18 protein-coding genes are annotated in these 22,045 nt (G+C 72.6%); 7 read left to right on the top strand and 11 right to left on the bottom strand.

The window, feature by feature from the left end:
* Positions 1 to 195 precede the first annotated feature (195 nt).
* The 6 genes from ACBJ32_RS11360 to ACBJ32_RS11385 are packed head-to-tail and all read left to right on the top strand — an operon-like array spanning position 196 to position 7,132.
* A complete protein-coding gene (locus ACBJ32_RS11360; protein WP_375126664.1) occupies positions 196 to 2,088 on the top strand; it encodes a protein kinase in 1,893 nt (630 codons plus the stop codon).
* Between the two features lie 13 nt (positions 2,089 to 2,101).
* The gene (locus ACBJ32_RS11365) at positions 2,102 to 3,961 is read left to right on the top strand and encodes a serine/threonine-protein kinase (RefSeq protein ID WP_375126665.1); all 1,860 of its coding nucleotides are present in this window, start codon (positions 2,102 to 2,104) and stop codon (positions 3,959 to 3,961) included.
* On the top strand, positions 3,958 to 4,800 hold the full coding sequence (locus ACBJ32_RS11370; protein ID WP_375126666.1) for an AraC family ligand binding domain-containing protein: 843 nt from the start codon (positions 3,958 to 3,960) through the stop codon (positions 4,798 to 4,800). The genes ACBJ32_RS11365 and ACBJ32_RS11370 overlap by 4 nt, the downstream gene beginning before the upstream one ends.
* An 11-nt stretch (positions 4,801 to 4,811) precedes the next feature.
* Complete coding sequence (locus ACBJ32_RS11375; protein ID WP_357866033.1) at positions 4,812 to 5,474, top strand: AzlC family ABC transporter permease; 663 nt, start codon at positions 4,812 to 4,814, stop codon at positions 5,472 to 5,474.
* On the top strand, positions 5,471 to 5,782 hold the full coding sequence (locus ACBJ32_RS11380; RefSeq protein ID WP_185106693.1) for an AzlD domain-containing protein: 312 nt from the start codon (positions 5,471 to 5,473) through the stop codon (positions 5,780 to 5,782). The genes ACBJ32_RS11375 and ACBJ32_RS11380 overlap by 4 nt, the downstream gene beginning before the upstream one ends.
* A gap of 9 nt (positions 5,783 to 5,791) precedes the next feature.
* A complete protein-coding gene (locus ACBJ32_RS11385) occupies positions 5,792 to 7,132 on the top strand; it encodes a serine/threonine-protein kinase (RefSeq protein ID WP_375126667.1) in 1,341 nt (446 codons plus the stop codon).
* A gap of 9 nt (positions 7,133 to 7,141) precedes the next feature.
* On the opposite strand, the gene ACBJ32_RS11390 is transcribed toward ACBJ32_RS11385, so the two are convergent.
* From ACBJ32_RS11390 to ACBJ32_RS11400, 3 genes are all read right to left on the bottom strand, one after another.
* On the bottom strand, positions 7,142 to 8,071 hold the full coding sequence (locus ACBJ32_RS11390; protein ID WP_357866030.1) for an RluA family pseudouridine synthase: 930 nt from the start codon (positions 8,069 to 8,071) through the stop codon (positions 7,142 to 7,144).
* Entirely contained in the window at positions 8,064 to 8,576 is a 513-nt protein-coding gene (lspA, locus tag ACBJ32_RS11395) for a signal peptidase II (protein ID WP_375126668.1), read from the bottom strand. The genes ACBJ32_RS11390 and lspA overlap by 8 nt, the downstream gene beginning before the upstream one ends.
* A 65-nt stretch (positions 8,577 to 8,641) precedes the next feature.
* Positions 8,642 to 9,031, bottom strand: coding sequence for a TraR/DksA C4-type zinc finger protein (locus ACBJ32_RS11400; RefSeq protein WP_357866027.1), 390 nt, complete (start codon positions 9,029 to 9,031; stop codon positions 8,642 to 8,644).
* 459 nt (positions 9,032 to 9,490) lie between these two features.
* Here ACBJ32_RS11400 and ileS point away from each other — a divergent pair, with 459 nt between their 5' ends.
* Positions 9,491 to 12,637, top strand: coding sequence for an isoleucine--tRNA ligase (gene ileS, locus ACBJ32_RS11405; protein ID WP_375126669.1), 3,147 nt, complete (start codon positions 9,491 to 9,493; stop codon positions 12,635 to 12,637).
* Between the two features lie 47 nt (positions 12,638 to 12,684).
* Here ileS and ACBJ32_RS11410 read toward each other — a convergent pair whose 3' ends face one another.
* The 8 genes from ACBJ32_RS11410 to ACBJ32_RS11445 all read right to left on the bottom strand — a co-directional run bounded on the left by ACBJ32_RS11410 (position 12,685) and on the right by ACBJ32_RS11445 (position 21,904).
* Complete coding sequence (locus tag ACBJ32_RS11410; RefSeq protein ID WP_375126670.1) at positions 12,685 to 13,932, bottom strand: MFS transporter; 1,248 nt, start codon at positions 13,930 to 13,932, stop codon at positions 12,685 to 12,687.
* Between the two features lie 322 nt (positions 13,933 to 14,254).
* Positions 14,255 to 16,522, bottom strand: a complete 2,268-nt coding sequence (locus ACBJ32_RS11415; RefSeq protein ID WP_375126671.1) for a hypothetical protein — start codon at positions 16,520 to 16,522, stop codon at positions 14,255 to 14,257.
* A gap of 77 nt (positions 16,523 to 16,599) precedes the next feature.
* Positions 16,600 to 17,478: a DivIVA domain-containing protein gene (locus ACBJ32_RS11420; protein WP_148434854.1), complete on the bottom strand. Its 879-nt coding sequence runs from the start codon at positions 17,476 to 17,478 to the stop codon at positions 16,600 to 16,602.
* 104 nt (positions 17,479 to 17,582) lie between these two features.
* The gene (locus ACBJ32_RS11425) at positions 17,583 to 17,870 is read right to left on the bottom strand and encodes a YggT family protein (protein ID WP_080041054.1); all 288 of its coding nucleotides are present in this window, start codon (positions 17,868 to 17,870) and stop codon (positions 17,583 to 17,585) included.
* 80 nt (positions 17,871 to 17,950) lie between these two features.
* Entirely contained in the window at positions 17,951 to 18,451 is a 501-nt protein-coding gene (locus ACBJ32_RS11430) for a cell division protein SepF (protein WP_253746886.1), read from the bottom strand.
* 138 nt (positions 18,452 to 18,589) lie between these two features.
* Positions 18,590 to 19,282: a YggS family pyridoxal phosphate-dependent enzyme gene (locus tag ACBJ32_RS11435; RefSeq protein ID WP_375126672.1), complete on the bottom strand. Its 693-nt coding sequence runs from the start codon at positions 19,280 to 19,282 to the stop codon at positions 18,590 to 18,592.
* Between the two features lie 111 nt (positions 19,283 to 19,393).
* Positions 19,394 to 20,899, bottom strand: coding sequence for a cell division protein FtsZ (gene ftsZ, locus ACBJ32_RS11440; RefSeq protein ID WP_375126673.1), 1,506 nt, complete (start codon positions 20,897 to 20,899; stop codon positions 19,394 to 19,396).
* A 336-nt stretch (positions 20,900 to 21,235) separates the two neighbouring features.
* Positions 21,236 to 21,904, bottom strand: coding sequence for a cell division protein FtsQ/DivIB (locus ACBJ32_RS11445; RefSeq protein WP_375126674.1), 669 nt, complete (start codon positions 21,902 to 21,904; stop codon positions 21,236 to 21,238).
* Positions 21,905 to 22,045: the final 141 nt, after the last annotated feature.

Below are 22,045 nucleotides of genomic sequence, written 5' to 3' on the forward strand. Positions count from 1 at the left end.
CGCTAGCTGACGACCGGCTCTCCCGGAGCCGGCTCGGTAAACGCGTAGCGACGACAAGTCATATCTGAACCCTACACCCGCGCCTCCACCTGCTGGGCGGCGCTTCTCACATGCCGGACTGGCCTTCGGGCGAGTCGCCGTTGATCCCTGCCCGTGAGAGTATTTCTTGGCCTAGAGGAGGGTTTGAGGCCGTTGATGTCGGATCGCAAGCAGGACGGACGCCGCATCGCCGGCCGCTACCAGCTGCAGGAACCCATCGGCAGGGGCGGGATGGGCATCGTCTGGCGCGCCTACGACGAGCTCCTTGACCGCACGGTCGCGGTCAAGGAGGTCAGGTACGCCGCCGCCCTGGGCGAGGAGGTGCAGCTGCTGAACCGGCGCACGATGCGCGAGGCGAGAGCGGCGGCGAGGTTCGAGCATCCCAACGTGATCGTCGTGCACGACGTGATCGAGGAGGATGAACGTCCCTGGATCGTCATGCAGCTCGTCCAGTCGCGCTCGCTGGGCGCCGTGATCAAGCAGGACGGGCCGCTGCCGCCCAAGCGGGTGGCCGAGATCGGCCTGGCCGTGCTGGACGCGCTGCACCGCGCCCACGAGGCGGGCGTGCTGCACCGTGACGTCAAGCCCGAGAACGTGCTCCTGGCCGACGACGGCCGCGTCGTGCTCACCGACTTCGGCATCGCCACGCTGGAGACCGAGACGCAGCTCACCGTGACGGGCCTGGCGGGCACGCCGGCGTTCATCGCGCCCGAGCGGCTCAAGGGCCTGCCCGCGCGGCGCGAGTCCGACCTGTGGTCGCTGGGCGCCACGCTGTACACGGCGGTGGAGGGCCGCTCCCCGCACGAGCGCGGGATGGCGCTGGCCACCATGCACGCCGTGCTCACCGACGAGCCCGATCCCCTCACGCACGCGGGCCCGCTCACCGACGTGATCAACGGGCTGCTGGTCAAGGAGCCGGTGCAGCGGCTGTCGTACGAGGAGACGCAGCGCATGCTGCGCCGGGCCCTGCGCGACATGAACGCCGCCGAGCCGGACACCGGCTCGACCTCGCCGTCGAACCCGCCGCTCACCAAGCAGTTCCCCGCCGCGCAGGAGCTGCACGTGCCGGCCCCGGCCGAGCCGAAGCGCCCCGCCGCGCCCCCGGCCAGGCCGAAGCGGCCGGGCCCCGCCAAGGCCAGGCGCCCGTACGAGCCCGTCGAGGACGACACCCCGACCGACCCGAACCTCCTGGCCGCCCGCGCCCCCCAGGAGGCCATGCCCGAGACCGGCGCGCGCATCCCGCAGACGCCGACCGTGGAGCCGCCGCGGCCGCCCGCCGGGTCCACGATGGACGCGGCCAGGCCAGACCCGCAGCGCAAGCCCACGATCGTCATCGCGGCGGCCGTGGCGGTGCTGCTGGTGGCGATCGTGGGCGGCTACCTCGGCCTGAACTCGGCCCCCGACGACGAGGCCGGGCGGCAGGCCGGCGCGCGTGCGGCGGCCGTCACGACGAGCCCGTCGCCGAGCGCGCCCGCCTCGCAGTCGCCCTCGTCCTCGGCCTCGCCATCGGCCTCGCCCACGGTCTCGTCCTCGCCGCCGGCGTCCCCGAGCTCCTCGCCCACCTCGGCCCCCGAGGAGACCAAGGAGGCCGAGAAGGACCCGCTGCCGTCCGGGTGGAAGTACTACACGGACAAGAAGCTCGGCTTCAAGATCGGCCTGCCCAAGGGCTGGGACGAGTGGACGCGCACCGGCAGGAGCGTCGAGTTCAAGGGCCCCGGCGGGGCGCCGAACGCGCACGTGCGGGTCGAGGAGATGCCCAAGCTGGGCAAGGACCCGCTGAAGGGCTGGAAGAAGCTGGAGCCGAGCCTCAAGGACCGCTACGGCGGCTACAAGAAGATCGGCATCGACAAGGTCGACTTCCGCGAGGCCGCCGCCGACTGGGACTTCTACTGGCCCACCCACACCGGCAAGAGCCGCATCCGCTACCGGGGGTTCGTCGCGGAGGACGGGAAGTCGTACGCCATCTACTGGCACACGCTGAGCAGCCACTGGAAAAAGGACTACGACTTCTTCGAAGGATTCTGCGCGACGTTCGTTCCCCCCAAGTAGGTAGGCTCGCTGCGTGCACGTCAGCAACCGCTATCGCCTCATCGAGCCGCTCGGCGAGGGTGGGATGGGCGTCGTCTGGCGGGCCCACGACGAGCTGCTCGACCGTACGGTGGCGATCAAGGAGGTCCGCTACACGGGTGTCGGCGACGCCAAGCGGGCCGAGCTCAACCGCAGGACCATCAGGGAGGCCAGGGCGGCCGGGCGCCTCGACCACCCGTCGGTGGTCGTCATCCACGACGTCGTGGAGGAGGACGGCCGGCCGTGGATCGTGATGCAGCTCGTCCGCTCGCGCTCGCTGGCGCAGGTGATCGGCGAGAGCGGGCCGCTGCGGCCGGCGCAGGTCGCGGTGATCGGCGGCCGGCTGCTCGACGCGCTGCGCGCCGCGCACGCCACCGGGGTGCTGCACCGTGACGTCAAGCCCGAGAACGTGCTGCTGGCCGACGACGGCCGCGTCGTGCTCACCGACTTCGGGATCGCCTCGATGGAGACCGAGGCGGGGCTGACGGCCACGGGCGGCCTGGTGGGCACGCCCGCGTACATGCCGCCGGAGCGGCTGAACGGCGACCCCGCGCGCCCCGAGTCCGACCTGTGGTCGCTGGGCGCCACCCTGTACGCGGCGGTCGAGGGCCGGCCGCCGTTCAAGCGCGACTCGTGGGCGGCGACGGTGGCGGCGGTGCTGCGCGACGAGCCGGAGCCGCCGGTGCGGGCCGGCGTGCTGGAGCCGGTCATCATGGGCCTGCTGCGCCGCGACCCCGGCGCGCGGCTGCCCGCCGAGCAGGCCGCCAGGCTCCTGTACGAAGCCGCCGCCCCGCCGACCGGCACACCCGCCGGCCCCGCCCCGCACCCCGGCGGCCTCACATCACACCCCGGCGCCCCCGCCCCGCACCCCGGCGCCCCCGCGCCGCACCCCGGCGGCCTCACACCGCATCCCGGCGGCCTCACACCGCATCCTGGCGGCCTCACACCGCACTCCGGTGCTGGAACGCCGCACCCCGGCGCGCCCGACACGCCGCCGCCGTCCTGGCAGCCGGGTGCGGGCACCGGACCGGGCGGGACCGGCTGGCAGGCGGCCGGCACCGGCCCGGACGCCGGCCCCTCGCACGCGACGATGCCCGACCAGCGGCGCGGGCCCGCCGGCGGGCGCCGCAAGGCGTTGTGGATCGGCCTGCCCGCCGCGCTGGCGACCGTGGCGGTGCTGGGCACGGGCGGCGTGCTGCTGTCCGACCGCTGGACGGCCACGTCCCCCACCACGGGCCCCACCACGGGCCCCACCACGGGCCCCACCACGGGCCCCACCGCGGGCCCCGCCACCGGTCCGACCGGGGCCGGCCCGTCCCCCACGACGGGCGAGCCCACCACCGAGCCCACCACCGAGCCCACCCCGACCGCCACCACGCCACGGCCCACCCGCACCGCGGTCCCGGCGGGCTGGCGCTCCTACAGGAGCGCGATCGGCCGCTTCCAGATCGCCATGCCCGGGCAGTGGCGCCCGGTGAAGAACCCTGACCGGGACAGCATCGCCATCAAGGGCCCCGGCACCCCCGGCACGCTGATCGTGGAGTGGACCGTCCCCGACATCCCGTGGGACGACCCGGAGCAGCACTGGCTCGGCCTGGAGAGGGAGATCCGGGCGAAGGGCGAGTTCCAGCAGTACAAGCGGGTCCGCATCAGGCCGGTCGACTACCTGGGCGTGAAGGCCGCCGACTGGGAGTTCACCCGGGTGCGCAACGGCCAGACGATCCACGTGATCAACCGCGGCTTCCACACCGAGGACGGCCGCCCGTACGCCCTGTACTGGGAGACCCCGCACGCACGCTGGGCCGAGGACCGGCACTACTTCGAGACGTTCGCCAGGACGTTCAGGCCGCTGTGAAGGAGCAGGCCCGGTTCTGGCGGCACCCGGCGGTGCCGGAGACGGACCTGCTCAAGGCCCGCTACGTCACCCACCGCTTCTCCAGGCACGTGCACGACGGCTACGCGATCGGCCTGATCGTCTCGGGCGTCGAGGAGTTCGACTACCGGGGCACGCTGCACCGGGCGGGAGCGGGCGAGCTGGTCCTGGTGAACCCCGACGCGGTGCACACGGGGCAGGCGGGCGTGCCGGGCGGGTGGGCGTACCGCATGCTCTATCCGTCGATCGACGCGCTGAGCGGCGTCGCGGCGGAGCTGGGCGCGCCCCGCGGCACGCCGCACTTCCCGCGGCAGGTGGTGCGCGACGACCAGGTGGCGGCGCTGCTGGCGCGGGCGCACGAGGCGGCCGAGCGGGGTGACGCGCTGGCGGCCTCGACGCTGAGCCGCACGCTGTTCGCCAGGCTGGTGGCCCGCCACGCCGCGCCCAGGCCGGCCACGGTGCTGCCGGCGGAGGGCAGGCGGGCGGTGCGGGCGGCGCTCGATCTGCTGCACGAGAGCCTCGTGGACCCGCCGACGCTGGAGGACCTGGCCGGGGCGGTGGGGGCGCGGCCGTTCGCGCTGCTGCGGGCGTTCAAGGCCGCGACAGGGCTGCCGCCGCACGCGTACCTGACCTCGCTGCGGGTGCGCCGGGCCCGCCACCTGCTGCAGTCCGGCGTGCGGCCGGCACAGGTGGCCGCCGAGGTGGGCTTCACCGACCAGGCCCATCTGAACCGTCACTTCAAGCGCATCGTGGGCGTTCCGCCTGCCGCCTACCAACGCGCTGCAGGAACGTACAAGACGGACGATTCGCCCAACGCCTAGCCTCGGGCGGCATGGAAGAGACAACCTCCCGTTCCGCCGCCGTGCGGGACGGTCTCGGCGTGGGACTGGCCGTGGGGCTGTCCGGGATCGCCTTCGGCGCCGCGGCGGTCACCGCGGGCCTGTCCGTGCCGCAGGCGTGCGTGCTGAGCCTGCTGGCGTTCACGGGCGCCTCGCAGTTCGCGCTGACCGGCGCGGTCGCCGCCGGCGGCGACCTGGCGGCCGCCACGCTCGGCGCGGTGCTGCTCGGCGGCCGCAACACGCTCTACGGCCTGCGCATGGCCGGCCTCCTGCGCGTACGCGGCCCGCGCCGGCTGCTGGCCGCCCACGGCGTCATCGACGAGACCACGGCCGTCACCATGGCCCAGCCGGACCCCGAGGCGGCCCGCACGGGCTTCGTCACCACGTTCGCCAGCCTGTACATCGCCTGGAACCTCAGCACGCTGGCCGGCGCGTACGGTACCTCGTTCCTGGGCGACCCGGGCGTGCTGGGGCTGGACGTGGTGGGCCCGGTGGCGTTCCTGGCCATCCTGTGGCCGCGGCTGGCCGAGAGCGCCGAGCTGCGCTGGCTGGCCGCGGGGGCGGCGGCGATCGCCCTGTGCGCCACCCCGTTCCTGCCCGCCGGCGTGCCGGTGCTGCTGTCGGCCGTCGCGGTGCTGGCGGTGATGCTGCGATGACGCTGTGGTGGGCGATCGCCGCCGTCTGCCTGGGCTGCTACGCGCTGAAGCTGGCGGGCCTGGCCGCGCCCCGGCGGGTGCTGGACCATCCGCGGGTGCGCAGGTTCGCGGAGCTGGTGCCGGTGGCGCTGCTGGCGGCGCTGATCGCGGTGCAGACGTTCACCGCTGAGGGCGGGCTGAGCTTCGATCCGGCCCGGACGGCGGGGCTGGGGGCGGCGGTGGTGGCGCTGCTGCTGCGGGCGCCGTTCCTCGTCGTCCTGGCGTCGGCGGCCGTCGTCACCGCGCTTGCCCGGATGCTTCTTGGGTAGTCGCCGTCCATGTCCGATTCAGCTGGCTTGGTGGTCGGTGGGCGTTACCGGCTGCTCAAAACGATCGGCAAGGGCGGCATGGGCATGGTGTGGCATGCCCACGACGAGGTGCTCGGCCGGGACGTGGCCGTCAAGGAGGTCCTGCCGCCGCCGAACATGAGCGGCCCCGAGCGTGACGAGTTCGCCGTGCGCACCTTCCGTGAGGCCAGGGCCGCGGGCCGGGTGGCGCACCCCGGCGTGGCCACCGTCTACGACGTGCTGGAGGAGCGCGGCCATCCCTGGATCGTCATGCAGCTCGTGCCCTCGCGCACGCTGGGCGCCCTGATCCGCGACGACGGCCCCATGCCGCCCGCCGAGGTCGCCGGCATCGGCGTGCAGCTCCTGGAGGCGCTGCGCGCGGCGCACGCGGCCGGCGTGCTGCACCGCGACGTCAAGCCCGACAACGTGCTGCTGTCGGAGGACGGCCGCGCGGTGCTGACCGACTTCGGCATCGCCACCACGGAGGACGAGGCGCCCGTCACGAGGACGGGCATCCTGGTCGGCACCCCCGCCTTCATGGCGCCGGAACGCGCGGCCGGCGGGCAGGCCAGGCCCGCCTCGGACATGTGGTCGCTGGGCGTGACGCTCTACATGGCCGTCGAGGGCCACTCCCCCTTCCAGCGGGACAACGCCCTGGCCACGCTGGGCGCCGTCATGCACGCCGAGCCCCGGCCGCTGGCCCGTGCGGGCGCGCTCGCCCCCGTGCTGCACGGGCTGCTGCGCAAGGACCCGGCCGAGCGCATGTCGCTGGACGAGGCCGAGCGGCGGCTGGCCGCGATCCTGACGGGCGACGCCCCCGAGCGGACGGGCCCCGTCACCGTGCCGGCCGAGCCGCGGCCGTGGCGGTCCAGGCGGCGCCTGCTGCCGCTGGCCGCGATCGCCGGGGGCGCGCTGCTCGTCGGGCTGGTCACCGGGGGCGCCGCCTGGTGGTCGCAGCGCCCGCGCGAGGCGATCTCCCCCAGCCCCGCGCCCGCCGTGGTGACCACCGAGGCGACGACCGTGTACGAGTCCCCCACACCGGAGCTGAAGACCACCCGCCCGGAGAGCACCCCGACACCGCAGGGCGTCCAGCCGCAGGGGAGCCGGCCACAGGGCACCACGACGCCGCCACCGCCGCGGAGCACCCCGCCGCCGACCCGCGACCAGCCGCGCAGCCCGTCACCCAGCGGGAACAAGAAGAGCCCCACCAAGGAGCCGAAGCCGACCAAGAGCAAGGACGAGGAGAGCCCCGGCCGGGTCGAGGGCTCGGACAACGGTCAGGCGGCCGACAACGACGAGGAGCGGGGGCAGGGGGAGGAGGAGTCCTTCTGAGCGGCGGGCTCAGGACTCCGCGCGGACGATGTCCAGCGCCTTCTGCAGGTCCTGCGGGTAGTCGGTGCTGAACGACATCCACTCCCCCGACGAGGGGTGCTCGAACCCGAGCGCGACCGCGTGCAGCCACTGCCGCGTGATCCCCAGCCGGGCCGCCAGCGTCGGATCGGCGCCGTACAGCAGATCTCCGACGCACGGATGGCGCAGCGCCGACATGTGCACCCTGATCTGGTGGGTGCGGCCGGTCTCCAGCTTGATGTCCAGCAGCGACGCGGCCCTGAACGCCTCCACCGTGTCGTAGTGCGTGACGGACGGCTTGCCCCCCGCCACCACCGCGAACCGGCCGTCGCCCGACGGGTGCCGGTCGATGGGCGCGTCGACCGTGCCCCTGAACGGGTCGGGATGCCCCTGGACCAGCGCGTGGTAGCGCTTGTCGACCGTGCGCTCCTTGAAGGCCCGCTTGAGCCGCGAGTAGGCGTGCTCGCTCTTGGCCACCACCATCGCGCCCGTGGTGTTGGCGTCGAGCCGGTGCACGATGCCCTGGCGCTCGGCCGCGCCGCTGGTCGCGATCGTGTGCCCGGCGCCGAGCAGCCCGCCGATCACGGTGGGGCCCGTCCAGCCGACGGTCGGGTGCGCCGCCACCCCGATGGGCTTGTTGACCACGACGATGTCGTCGTCCTCGTACACGATGGCCATGCCGGGCACCGGCTCGGCCACCGGCATGGGGGTGGTGACCGGCGGCGGCAGCGTCACGTCCAGCCACGCGCCCGCGTGCACCCGGTCCGACTTGGCGGGCTGGCGGCCGTCCACGAGCACCTCGCCGGCCGTGATCAGTTCGGCCGCGCGCGTGCGGGAGAAGCCGAACAGCCGCGAGAGCGCGGCGTCGAGCCGCTCGCCCTCCAGGCCGTCGGGCACGGGCAGGCTGCGCTGCTCAGTCATCCTTCTCCACCTCCCTGGAACCGTCGATCTGCACGTTGCGCCAGGCCAGGAACACGGCCAGGATGCCGCCGCAGACGATCGCCGAGTCGGCGATGTTGAAGACCGGGAAGTAGTCGATGACGGGGAAGTTGCCCGGCAGCACCTCGATGAAGTCGACGACGTGCCCCTGGAGCTGCGAGGAGCGGCCGATCCCCGAGGGGTGGCGCAGCAGCCGGTCGGTGAGGTTGCCGGTCGCGCCGCCCAGCAGGAGGCCGAGCGTGACGGCCCAGGACCGGCTGCCGAGCTTGCGCGCCGTACGCACGATCGCCACGACCACGCCGGCCGCGATGAGGGTGAAGACGAACGTCATCCCCGTGCCGATGCTGAACGCGGCGCCCGAGTTGAAGATCACCCGGAACTGCAGCACGCCCGGGATGACGACCAGCGGCGGCTCACCCTCGAGCGTGCGCAGCACCACCGTCTTGGTGGCGAGGTCGGCCGCGTAGATCACGGCCGCCAGCGTCACGAGGACGGCGAAGAGGCGCCGGCGGGGCCTGCCCGCTGCGCCTCCCGAGCCTGCGGCGGAGCCGGTTACCTGCGCTCCTCCTTCTGCTTGCAGGCCACGCACAGCGTCGCCCTCGGGAACGCCTGGAGGCGTTCCTTGCCGATCGGCTTGTGGCACGATTCGCACACTCCATAGGTCCCTGCGTCGATCCTGGCGATCGCACGTTCGTTCTGCGCGACCAGATCGCGCGCATTCAGGGTAAGGGCGATCTCGCGTTCGCGCTCGTACGTCTTGGCGCCGGCGTCCGCCTGGTCGTCGCCCGCGCCCTGGGTGACGTCTCCAGAGGCTATCTCCGACTCGTGGCGGAGGATGTCCGCCTCGAGCTCCTCGATCTCCTCCTGGAGCCTGCCGCGTACCTCGGCCAGCTCCTCTTCCGACCACATCGAGGGTGTCGCGGTCTGCGTGACTGCCGCCATGGCTGCCTCCATTGCTGATCAAGGCCGTGAATGGTGCGGGCAGCTTAGGATCCATATAACGGAACGGCAAACGACCCGCCGGACGGTTTACCTCCCCCGTACTATCCCGCCTCGCGCATTCAACTCCTCACCGTCGGCGTCCATTCCCACAACTTTGCGCCGTTTACGACTCGCGTACCGGCGCGGGGCCGCCGCCACCAGGAAAACAGGGAAGCCTTCGCCCCCACTCTGCGTTATGGTTTGAGTCTGCAAGGCGTCGATGGGGCCCGACTGTGAGGGATATCACCCCGGAGCCGCCGGAAGAACGGCTCTCGCGAGCTCATTAGAACCGGCAGCAGACCAAATGAAGAGGGCCCCGCCCGAGGCGGGGTCAAGAAGGGTGGTACCGCGGAGCCGCCAGGCTTCGTCCCTTCACGCGTCCAGCCAACCGGCCGATCAAGCGTGGAGGTCCCGCCCGAGATGTCTTCCCCATCATTCCGCTCTCTTCCCGCGCAGGTCGACCTGCCCGCGCTCGAGCGCGAGGTCCTCGACCGCTGGCGGGACGGGAAGATCTTCGAGCGTTCCGTGGAGCAGAACGCGGGCAACCCCGCCTGGGTGTTCTACGAGGGCCCGCCCACCGCCAACGGCCTGCCCGGCGTGCACCACGTCGAGGCCCGCGTGTTCAAGGACCTGTTCCCCCGCTACAAGTCGATGCGCGGCTTCAGCGTGCCGCGCAAGGCGGGCTGGGACTGCCACGGCCTGCCGGTCGAGGTGAGCGTCGAGCGCGAGCTGGGCCTGTCCGGCAAGCGCGACATCGAGACGTACGGCATCGCCGAGTTCAACGACAAGTGCCGCGAGTCCGTGCTGCGGCACGTCGACGCGTTCGAGCAGATGACCGAGCGGATGGGCTACTGGATCGACCTGTCCCAGGCCTACCGCACCATGGACCCGTCCTACGTCGAGTCCGTGTGGTGGTCGCTGAAGGTCATCTTCGACAAGGGGCTGCTGTTCCGCGACTTCCGGATCACCCCCTACTGCCCGCGCTGCGGCACCGGCCTGTCCGACCACGAGCTGGGCCAGCCCGGCGCGTACGAGACCGTCTCCAGCCCGTCGGTCTACGTCCGCATGCCCGCGACCTCCGGCCCGCTGGCCGAGCTGGGCGCCGCGCTGCTGATCTGGACGACCACGCCGTGGACGCTCGTCTCCAACACGGCCGTCGCCGTGCACCCCGACGTCACCTACGTCGCGGCCCGCACCGCCGGCGGCGAGGTGCTGGTCGTGGCCGAGCCCCTGCTGTCGGTGCTCGGCGAGGGCGCGACCGAGGTGGCCCGCTTCACCGGCCGCGAGCTGGAGCACACCAGCTACACCCGCCCGTTCGACCTGGTCGACATCCCGGGCGCGCACTACGTCGTGCTCGGCGACTACGTCACGGTCGAGGACGGCACCGGCCTGGTCCACCAGGCCCCCGCCTTCGGCGCCGACGACATGGCCGTGATCAAGAAGTACGAGATGCCGGTCGTCAACCCGATCGGCCCCGACGGCCGCTTCCTCGACGACGTGCCCATGGTCGGCGGCAGGTTCTTCAAGGACGCCGACGAGGAGCTGACCGAGGACCTGCGGGCGCGCGGCCTGCTCTACCGCGGCGGCCACTTCGAGCACAGCTACCCGCACTGCTGGCGCTGCCACACGGCGCTGCTCTACTACGCCCTGCCCTCCTGGTACATCCGCACCACCGCGGTCAAGGACCAGATGCTGGCGGAGAACGCGAACACCAACTGGTTCCCCGACACGATCAAGTGGGGCCGGTTCGGCGAGTGGCTGCGGGGCAACGTCGACTGGTCGCTGTCGCGCTCCCGGTACTGGGGCACGCCGCTGCCGCTGTGGGTGTGCTCGCAGGACGAGTCGCACGTGACGTGCGTCGGGTCGATGGAGGAGCTGGGCGCGCTGTCCGGCCAGGACGTCTCGGCCCTCGACCCGCACCGCCCGTTCGTCGACGACGTCACCTTCGACTGCCCGTCGTGCGGCGCCCTCGCCACGCGCGTGCCCGACGTCATCGACGCCTGGTACGACTCGGGCTCCATGCCGTTCGCCCAGTGGGGCGAGCGCGGCAAGCCCGAGGGGGTCTACCCGGCGCAGTTCATCTGCGAGGCCACCGACCAGACGCGCGGCTGGTTCTACTCGATGATGGCCGTCGGCACGCTCGTCTTCGGCCAGTCGTCCTACGAGAACGTGCTCTGCCTCGGCCTCATCCTGGCCGAGGACGGCCGCAAGATGAGCAAGCACCTGGGCAACATCCTGGAGCCGATCCCGCTGATGGACCAGCACGGGGCCGACGCGCTGCGCTGGTTCATGGCCTGCGCGGGCTCGCCGTGGGCGGCCCGCCGGGTGGGTCACGGCACGCTGGAGGAGATCGTCCGCAAGGTCCTGCTGACCCTGTGGAACACCTCGTCGTTCTTCACCCTCTACGCCAACGCCGAGTCCTGGTCGCCGGCCATGCTCGCCGAGGCCACCCCGGCCGCGCAGCGCCCGCTGCTCGACCGCTGGGCGCTGGCCGAGCTGCACCGCACGGTGGCCGAGGTCACCGCGGCGCTCGACGAGTACGACACCCAGCGCGCCGGCCGCCGCCTGGCCGACTTCCTCGACGACCTGTCCAACTGGTACGTGCGCCGCTCGCGCCGCCGCTTCTGGCAGGGCTCGCAGGACGCGTTCGCGACGCTGTACGAGTGCCTGGAGACGGTGCTGCGGCTGATGGCGCCCGTCACGCCGTTCGTCACCGACTACCTGTGGGACGTCCTGCGCCCGGCCGACGCGCCCTCCTCGGTCCACCTGGCCTCCTGGCCGGAGGTGCGCGAGGACCTGCTGGACCCGGCGCTGTCGGACCAGATGGCCCTCGTGCGGCGCCTGGTGGAGCTGGGCCGCTCGGCCCGCGCCTCGTCGGGCGTCAAGACCCGCCAGCCGCTGCGGCGGGCCCTGGTGGGCGCGCACGGCTGGCCGTCGCTGCCCGTCGAGCTGCGCGGCCTCGTGGCCGACGAGCTGAACGTCCAGACGCTGGAGGACATGTCCGGCTTCAGCGCCGACCTCGTGTCCTACACGGTCAAGCCCAACTTCCGGGCCCTGGGCAAGCGCTTCGGCTCGCAGACCAAGCTCGTGGCCGCCGCCGTGACCGCCGCCGACGCCACCCGCGTCGCCAGGGCCCTGCGCTCGGGCACCACGGTCCTGGTGGAGGCGGACGAGCTCGGCGAGGTCATGCTGGGCCCCGACGAGGTGATCGTCAACGAGCAGCCCCGCTCGGGCTGGGCGGTCGAGACGGGCGCCATCGGCACCGGCACGGGCGAGACCGTGGCTCTCGACCTGGAGCTGACGGACGAGCTGCGCCGCGCCGGCCTGCTGCGCGAGGTCATCCGCCTGGTGCAGGAGGCCCGCAAGTCGACCGGCCTGTCCATCACCGACCGCATCGACCTGTGGTGGACCGCCACGTCCGACGACCTCGCCGCGGCGCTGCGCGCGGAGGGTCACGTGGTCGGCGAGGAGGTCCTGGCGACCGGCATCACGGAGGGCACCGCCGCGGACCTGCCGTCCCACACGGACGCCGACCTCGGCCTCACCTTCCAGCTCCGCCGCGCCTGACGCGCCCCGCGAGGGGCGGCACCCGGCCCGGGTGCCGCCCCTCGTGCTCAGGGCCCGTGCCAGGGCGGGACGTCCTCGACGTCGCGGATCCCGCGCAGCGCCGCGTACACGGGCAGCGGTGACAGCAGGATGACCACGGCGGCCGTCCAGAGTGCCTGACGCGGCCCGGCCGCCTCCCCGAGCACCCCGCCCACCAGGGCGCCCAGCGGGAACAGGCTCATCATGAGGAAGCGCATGGTGGCGTTGACCCGGCCGAGCAGGTGCTCGGGGCACAGGCGCTGGCGCAGGCTGACGTTCGTGACGGCGTACACGATCTGGCCGAGCTCGCCCGCGGCCGTCCCGGCCACGAGCAGCGCCAGCGCCCAGCCCGGCTGCGCCAGGGGGCTGAGCAGCCCGATGGGGCCCGTGACGGCCAGGGACAGCCAGATGACGCGGGCCGAGCCCGCGCGGCGGGCCAGGCGAGGCGTGAGGGCCGCGCCGGCCAGGGCGGCGAGCGAGCCCGCCGCGAGCACGAGCCCGATCGCGGCAGGCGAGAGGCCGAGCGTGCGGACCATGAAGACGAAGCTCACCGCCGAGGCGATCGCGAACGAGAAGTTGCCGGCGGCGCTGGTGATCGCCACGGCCCGGAGAACCCTGGTCCTGGCCACGAACGCGAGCCCCTCCCTGATCTCCGCGACGAGCCGGCCCGGCAGCGGGCGCGGAGGCGGGGGCGGCTCCGGAGCCCTGATGGCCAGCAGCGACGCGGCCGAGACGGCGAACGTGACGGCCTGGACGAGCACGACGTTCGCGGCGCCGAGCACGGTGACGGCCCAGCCTCCGACGCCCGGCCCGGCCACCTGGCCGCCGGCGCGGAAGGTCTCCATCGCCGAGTTGCCGGCGAGCAGCCCGGCCCGCCCGACGACGGACGGGAGGTAGCTCTGGTAGCCGACGTCGAAGAAGACCCTGGCGGCGCCGGCCAGCAACGAGACGACGACGAGCTGCGCGATGGTCAGCATCCCGAGGAACGCGGCGAGCGGGATCGTGGCCAGCAGCGCCGCGCGGGCCAGATCGGCCGCGACGAGCACGGGGCGGCGCCGCCAGCGGTCGATCCACGCGCCGGCGGGCAGGCCGATCAGCGCGAACGCGACCGTCCCGGAGGCCGTGACGAGGCCGAGCTGCAGGGGTGAGGCGTCCAGGGTCACGACGGCGAGCAGCGGGATCGCCACGCCGCTGACCTGCGTGCCGAGCTGGGTGGTGGTCTGTCCGAACAGGAGCAGCCGGAAGTCGCGCCGCCGGAGCGGCGAACGGCTGGACATCGGGGAGCCTCCAGAGAACGCGGGTGGGTGTCGAACCCCCACCCGCAGCTCCGAAAGCGTCGCTAGGGGTGGGGTACGTTACCGACCCCCACCCCGCACGTCAACCACCCCACCCCCCACGCCAGCGACAGCCCGTATCGCCAGGCTTACCGGACTCAGCGCCCCAGGCACACCCGCAGGGCCGACCGCCCCGCCAAGCCCCTCCGGCTTGTTGGCAGGAAGAGTCCCGCCCGGTCTCGGCCCTCGCACGCCAAAACGGCCTCCAGCATCATGCCGGAGGCCGTGGCCAAGGTTCCCAAGGAGGGTGATCGGTTGGCGGCGCTCAGCCGACCGTCTCGCGGTCGTGCTGGCACACCGAGCAGCTCGTCAGCCCGGCCGCCTCAGCCGCGGCCAGCGTCATCGTCTCCACGCCGGTCTCACCCGCGCCCCGGATCAACGGGCAGGCGGTGCTGTGGTAGCGGCGGGTGCCGACGATGACCTTCACCGTGTCCGGCCGCTCGCCCTTGCCGCTCCCCTCGCCGGGCTCGTCACGCTCGTCACCGCCCTTACCGGCCGCGCCGCCCTTGGAGCCGCTCTCCGCGTTCCGAGGCGGCTCCCCCTTGGCGACCCCGGCCTTGGCCGCGGGCGGACGCTCGGCCGTGGTCTTCCCCGGGACAGCCGCGGGCTTCCCCGGGACGGCCTCGGGCTTGGCGGCCGACGGCCTGGCCGGAGCACCGGTAGGCAGCGGCCCCTTGGGCTTGGCCGTCGACTCGGCCGAGGACGCGGGCCGCTCGTGCAGGACCACGGTCTCTCCGGACGACGGCGGCTCCTCAGCGGAGCCGGACGGACGCCTGGCGGCTCCGCCCGACGGCTCGACGGGCATCCCGGACGCGGTCACACGCGGCTGCGGCGCCGTGTCGGACCCCGACACGTCATCGTCGTCACCCCGCCTGGCCGCCGCACCGGACGTCTTCCCTGGAGCACCGGAGGCCGCTCCAGACGCACCTGAGGCCGGTCCGGAGGCTCCGGAGGCCGACCCGGTGGCACCAGGGGCCGACCCGGTTCTGCCACCCGCCTGCCCGCCCTTGCCACCGGCCGTCGCAGGCTTGCCACCCGACGTCTGGGGCTGGTCGCCGGCCGTCGGAGGCTTCCCGCCGGCGCTCTGCGGCTTGCCCCCGGATGTCTGCGGCTTGGCCTCGGACGTCTGCGGTCCGGCCTCGGGCGTCTGGGTCTTGGCTTCGGAACTCTGCGGCTTGCCGCCCGCCTGCCCCGGCTTGGCCCCGGGCTGCGCGGGCTTGTCAGCGGCCTCGCCAGGCCGTCCGGCACCGGCACCCGGCCTGGCGGGCTGCTCGCCCTGCCCCGGCTTGGCCGCACCGGGCCGCGGTACCGCGGCGCCGGGCTGCCCGGGTCTGCCGCCTTGCTGCTCGGGCGAGGCAGTCGTCCGGCCGGGCCTGCCGCCCGCCTGACCGGCTCCAGCGCCGGCGCCGGGCCGCTCGGAGGTGCCGTTGGCCTGCCCGGGCCTGGCTTCGGGCTTCGCGCCCGGCTGCCCAGGCCTCGCGTCGGATGTCGTCCCGGACTGCCCCGGCCTTGTCTCGGGCTTCGCACCCGGCCGCCCGGTTCCGGGCTTCGTGCCCGGCCCGCCCGGCTGCTCGGGGCCGCCGGTGGTGGCAGGCCGCGGGGGCTTGCCCACCGGTCTGGGGTTGCCCGGTGACGTCTCCGTCTCGTCGGAGGAAGGCTCGTCCGGGCCCGGACGGGGCTCGCCGGAGGAGGGGCCGGCCTGGCGCGCGAAGGGCGGCGGCCGGAAGTAGGAAGTCTGTGAGTCGTCCGCCTGCTCGTCATCCGAGCCGGGCTCGGGGGCGGCGGACGAGGCGGCCTTGGCCTGGCCCGCGGGGGCGGCAGGGGAACGGCCGAACCACCCGGTTGCGCCTTCCTCCTCGTGGGAGGCGGCAGGCTCCGGGCTGGGGGTGGAAGCCTTCGTGTCGGGCTTCGGCGGGGCGACCGGCGGACGTACGTCGCGGGTCTCCGCGGAGTTCTCGGCCCGGCTCGCCGTGGGAACGTCGGCGGCGGGGCCGGGGGTGACGGCGGGCTCGGGGTCGGCGGCAGGCGGTAGCTGCCGTCCGCCGAGCGCTGCGTCCGGCAGGCACGCCGTGCAGGGCGTGAAGCCCTCCTCGCGCGCCTCTTCGTAGGTGAGCTCCTCGTGATCCCGGCCGATCAGCTGCCTGCAGCCGGGCACGTGGTAGCGCTTGCGCCCGGGGATCACCAGCACGATCGCATCCGGCGCGATGCCGCCCGGCGCGGGCCTGCGCGGAGCGTGGCCCGGTGCGGTCGCCGTACGCTGCGGCGGCGCCTGGGGATGCGCCTGCGGAGGCTGCCGCGGCTGCGTGTGCTGCGGGTGAACCATCGGACCGGTCTGGTTGTACGGCGGCGCGGACGGCATGAGCCCCTTCGGGGGGGTGGCCGGCGCAGCGGCCTGCCCACCTCCGGGAAAAAGCTCGTTGCGCCGCAGGAACGCCCCGATCACCAGGAACAGCGCGGACAGCACGCTGACCACGATGGACCACATGATCAGGAACGGCTTCGCCAGTACGAAGCCCGCGATCAGCAGAACCACTGCCGCGAGCACCAAACCAGCACTGATAAGGATCACAGGGGGCTCTTTCGAGTGTCAGGTCCTAGTGACCCGCTACTTTACCGGCGGTCGTTGTGCGGACCGTCACCGCCGGGGAAGGCGCCCTGCGGAGCCTCGCCACCGAACGGGCTCGGACCACCGGGAAGAGGCTGCTGGCCACCCTGAGGCACGGCGTGCGACATGGCGGGAGCCTGACCCTGCGGACCACCGGACATCACCGGGAAACCACCGCTGCCCTCGGCGGAGACGTTGAGCTCGGCGAGCTGGTTCTCCAGGTAGAGCTTGAGGCGGCTGCGGTATTCGCGCTCGAAGCTGCGCAGCTCCTCGACCTTGCGCTCGAGCTCGTCACGGGTCTGCACCAGCGAGCCCATGGCCTGGCGGTGGCGCTCCTGCGCGTCGCGCTCGAGCGTCTCGGCGCGGGCGCGCGCGTCGCCGATGACCTGCTCGGCCTGGCGGCGGGCCTTGGTGAGGATCTCGTCGGCCTCGCGGCGGGCGCGGGTGACCGTCTCGTCCGCCTCGCGGCGGGCGTCGGAGATCGCCTGGTCGGCGGTCTGCTGGGCGAGCGCGAGCACGCGGGCCGCGGTGTCCATGTTGTCCTCGGCGGGAGGCATGCTCATCGCCACGGGGACCGGCGGCTGCTGCTGCATCGGCGGCGGCTCGGGGGCCCGCATGGGCTCCGGCTGCGGCGGCGCCATCATCTCGGGCTTGGGCTGCTCCTGGACCGGGGCGGAGGCCATGGGCATGTTCATGCCGCCCGGCACCTTCCCGCGCAGGCACTCGGCCAGCTTGGCGCGGAGCTCCTCGTTCTCTTGGATCAGGCGGTCGAGCTCAGCTTCCACCTCGTCGAGGAAGGCGTCGACCTCTTCCTCGTCGTAGCCCGGCCGCAGCCGGGTGGTACTGAACTGCTTGTTCCGCACATCAGCGGGCGTCAGCGGCATTTTTTGGTCTCCTTGGCGCGCTTGGAGTCTGTCCGGAGGACGGTAACCCGAATCACCTCAGCGCGGACACGAGTTGGATCACGACCGGCGCCCCACCGGCCCCATCATCGCAGCGTTCCGGCGATCTGGATCAAGATCAGGACCACGATGAACAGGACAGTGAAGCTTAGGTCAAAGGCCACCGTACCCAACCGGAGCGGAGGAATGAAACGGCGGAGGAACTTGAGGGGTGGGTCAGTTGCGGTGTATGTGGCCTCAGCCAGCACCAGCACGACACCGGAAGGCCGCCACTGGCGGGCGAAAGCCTGAACCGTCTCAAAGATCATCCTGCCGATGAGCAGCACCAGATAGAGAGACAGGACAACGACCAAGATCCCACCGATGATCTCCACGGCCCGGCCGCGCCTCCACTTCTGATGTGCCCTCCCGGCCTCGGCGAGACCAGGTTGGGTCCGATAGGCATACAGAGACTCTAACTCTGATTGAAGAACCCGCGTTCCGCGATTCGAGCCTTGTCCTCGGCGGTCACCTCGACATTGGCAGGGGACAACAGGAACACCTTGTTGGTAACACGTTCAATGCTGCCGTGTAGGCCAAAGACCAGACCTGCCGCGAAATCAACGAGCCGCTTGGCGTCACTGTCAACCATCTCGGTCAGGTTCATGATGACCGGGGTGCCGTCGCGGAAGTGCTCGCCGATGGTGCGGGCCTCGTTGTACGTGCGGGGGTGCAGGGTGGTGATGCGGGCCAGATCGGTCGTGCGGCGTTCCAGGATCGTCGTGGTGGGCCTCGGTGCGGGGGCCCCGGCGTCGGGCTCGTCCTCGCGCTCCTGGACCGCCACGGCACGCTCCTCGCCGGGCCGCTGCACCTCGTCGTCGTAGGTGTAGTCGTCGGTGTAGGTCTCGTACCTCTCGTAGCGGTCGTCCTCCACGAGACCGAGGTAGACCGCCATCTTGCGCATCGCGCCGGCCATCGCTACGTCGTCCTCCTGCTCATGGTCGCACTCGCTCGGGCCCGTCGCCGTGTCCGAGGCGGTAGCCGTACCCCCTTGGAGCTCACCGCTGATCGACCTCTACTTGGTCATGGGCCTGAAGACCCACTTGAGGGGACATTACCTGACGAAGGGCTTGCGACGACCGAGCAACGCCGTACCGACCCGCACGTGTGTCGCGCCGTAGGCGATGGCCTCCTTGAGGTCCTCGCTCATCCCGGCCGAGATCATGGTGGCGCGCGGGTGCTGCTCCTGGAGGCGGAGCGCCAGGTCGCGCAGCCGGGCGAACGCCTTGGCCGGCTCCTCGCCCAGCGGCGCGACCGCCATGACCCCGCCCAGCCACACCCCCTCGGCCAGCGCGATCTCGTCGGCGAGCTCCAGCAGGCCGGCTGGGGGCACGCCGCCCCTGGCCGGATCGTCGTCGAGCGAGACCTGCACCAGGCAGCCGACCCTGCGGCCCTGGCGCACGGCCTCCTTGCTGACCGCCTCCACCAGCCTGACGCGGTCGACGGAATGGATCACGTCGGCGTACCCGACCACGGAGCGGACCTTGTTGGTCTGCAGCTGGCCGACGAAGTGCCAGGTGAGCGGGAGTCCGGCGAGCTCGTGCGCCTTGGGGGCGGCCTCCTGGTCGCGGTTCTCGCCGACGTCGCGCACGCCCAGCTCGGACAGGATGCGCACGTCCTCGGCCGGACGCGTCTTGGTGACGGCGATCAGCGTGACCTCGCCCCGGTCGCGCCCCACCGCGTGGCACGCCTCGGCGATGCGCGCGTCGACCTCGGCGAGACCGGCCGCGATCTCGTCCCTTCTCACGTGCCTTCCCCCTCCCCCTCGCTCCAGGTGTCCTCGCCGGCACCCCGTACGCACGACGGCGCCGCTCCCGTGTCCCTGAGGGGAGCGGCGTCAGGCGCGGCTACTTGACGGCTATTTGAGGAAGTCGGGAACGTCGAGTTCCTCTTCCTGCTCCTCGAAGATCACTCGAGGACGTTTGGGGGGCTCCGACATGCGGGAGGTGATGGGCGTGGGCGGGTTGGCGGGCTCGGGCGTGGGCCGAGGGATCGAGACGGGACCGGACGGCTCGTCCGCGGCGGCGTCGCCGGACCCGGTGTCGCGCACGGTGTCGCGCATCGTCTCCCGCGCCGTCTCCCGCACGGCCTCCCTGGGGACCTCCCGCACCGCTTCGCGCACCGGCTCGACCGGGCGCACCGGCTCGGGCCGGGGCGGCTCGGGCCTGAACTCCGTACGCGGCTCCGGCCTGAACTCCGCACGCGGCTCGGGACGGGGCTCGGGGCGCGGCTCGGGCCTGAACTCCACACGCGGCTCCGGGCGGGGCTCAGGGCGCATCTCAGGGCGCGGCGCGGGCGGCTCCGACTTCACGCTCGGGGCGGCCGCGCTCGGCCGCGGAGGCGAGACAGGAGCCGCGGCGGGCGGCGGTGCGGGCGCGCGGCCCACCGGGCGCGGCACCTGCTTCTCGGCCGGCCCCGGCACGTCGTCGAAGCCTGCGGCGATCACGGTCACGCGCACCTCGTCGCCGAGCGCGTCGTCGATGACCGTGCCGAAGATGATGTTCGCGTCGGGCGCGGCGGCCATGGAGACGAGCTGGGCCGCCTCGTTGATCTCGAACAGGCCGAGGTCGGAGCCGCCCGCGATCGACAGCAGCACGCCGTGGGCGCCGTCGATGCTGGCCTCCAGCAGCGGGCTGGAGACGGCCATCTCGGCCGCCGCCACGGAGCGGTCGTCGCCGCGCGCGTGGCCGATGCCCATGAGGGCCGAGCCGGCGCCCGACATGACCGACTTCACGTCGGCGAAGTCGAGGTTGATCAGACCGGGGGTGGTGATCAGGTCGGTGATGCCCTGGACACCCGACAGCAGCACCTGGTCGGCGGCCTTGAACGCGTCGAGCACGCTCACCTGCCGATCCGAGATCGACAGCAGCCGGTCGTTGGGGATCACGATCAGCGTGTCGACCTCGTCGCGCAGCGTCTCGATGCCCGCTTCCGCCTGCGACGCCCTGCGCCGCCCCTCGAAGCTGAACGGCCGGGTCACGACACCGATGGTGAGCGCGCCGAGCGATCTGGCGATGTTGGCCACGACGGGAGCGCCGCCCGTGCCCGTGCCGCCGCCCTCGCCCGCCGTGACGAAGACCATGTCGGCCCCCTTGAGGACCTCCTCGATCTCCTCACGGTGGTCCTCGGCGGCCTTGCGTCCGACGTCGGGGTTGGCGCCCGCGCCCAGTCCGCGCGTGAGCTCGCGGCCCACGTCGAGTTTCACATCGGCGTCACTCATCAGCAGCGCCTGGGCGTCGGTGTTTATCGCGATGAACTCGACGCCCTTGAGTCCCTCCTCGATCATCCGGTTGACGGCGTTGACTCCGCCGCCGCCGATGCCGACGACCTTGATGACCGCGAGGTAGTTCTGCGGTGCTGCCACGACGAGGGGCCTTTCCGCTCGTTGACTTGCCATTTCGGTGCGGATTGTCTCCGCTTTTTGTCAGTTCGGGTAACTCTCAACCTCAGGTTGAGATTTAGATTTATGTCAACCTGAGGATTGATACGGACAGTAGGAGTTACGCTCCAGGCGGGTCAACTAACCGCGCCGCAAGCACGTCCGGCGTGTCGCGGGCTGTCCGGTTCGCTCCGCAGTCGCGCCTGGTGGCGGCCCTCCTTCGCCGAAAGTCCGGCTTACAGGCTCTCACGCCGCGGCCCCCGCCTCGCACAGGCTCGGCGATGCCCTTGCCCCTGAGTTGCCAGACCCTGACGATCACGATCACTTCAGCGTCACCACGTCGGGCGAGCTGACGTCGTACAGGGTGACCGACCTTTCGCGTTTGAGCAGCGAGCTCAGGATGCGGCCCTTCTCCTCGGGCCGGTCCGGGCCGCCCCAGATGACGGTACGGCCGTCCGACAGCACCAGCGTCACGCCTTCGGCCGTGCCCGCGCGTACCTGCCTGACCTTGGCCGCCACCTCGTCGGGCACCGCCTCGATGACCTTGAGCGCGGCCATCATGGTCGGGTCGCCCTGCTGCGGGCGGTCCACCTTGAGCAGCGGCAGCATGGGCGGGGCGGCCGGCTTCAGCTCGATCACCACGCCCTGCCCGTCGACGATCGCCACCTTGTCGCCCACCGGGACGGCGGCGACCGGCCGGCGCTCCACCACCTCGATCTTGAGGGTGCCGGGCCAGACCCGGTCCACCTTGGCCGAGGCGAGCTGTCTGATGCCCAGGACGCGCGTCTGGACGTCGGCGAGGTTCACGGTGGCGAGGGGATGCAGGTCCGCCACGCCGGCCTGCTGCTCGATCCGCTCGCTGGGGACTGTGAGATTTCCCACGATCTCGATCGAACGCACTCCCAGCACGGGCGAGAAGAACACCAGCCACGCGGCCGATCCCACCACCCCTGCCGTCAGCAGCACCAGGAAAGCCGTGCGCGCCTTCATCGCCCTCCCACCAACACGCGGCTCATGTCGGCACCGAACCTACGCCGACGCGCGGCCCGGCACCCGCGCGCCACGCCCAAACGCCCTTCGGGCAAGGGCCTGGCGAGTGGCACCCGGACGGGCGGCGGGCAGGTGCGCGCG

This window comes from Nonomuraea sp. GTA35, assembly GCF_041950525.1.
In the GTDB taxonomy this organism is placed as follows: Bacteria; Actinomycetota; Actinomycetes; order Streptosporangiales; family Streptosporangiaceae; genus Nonomuraea.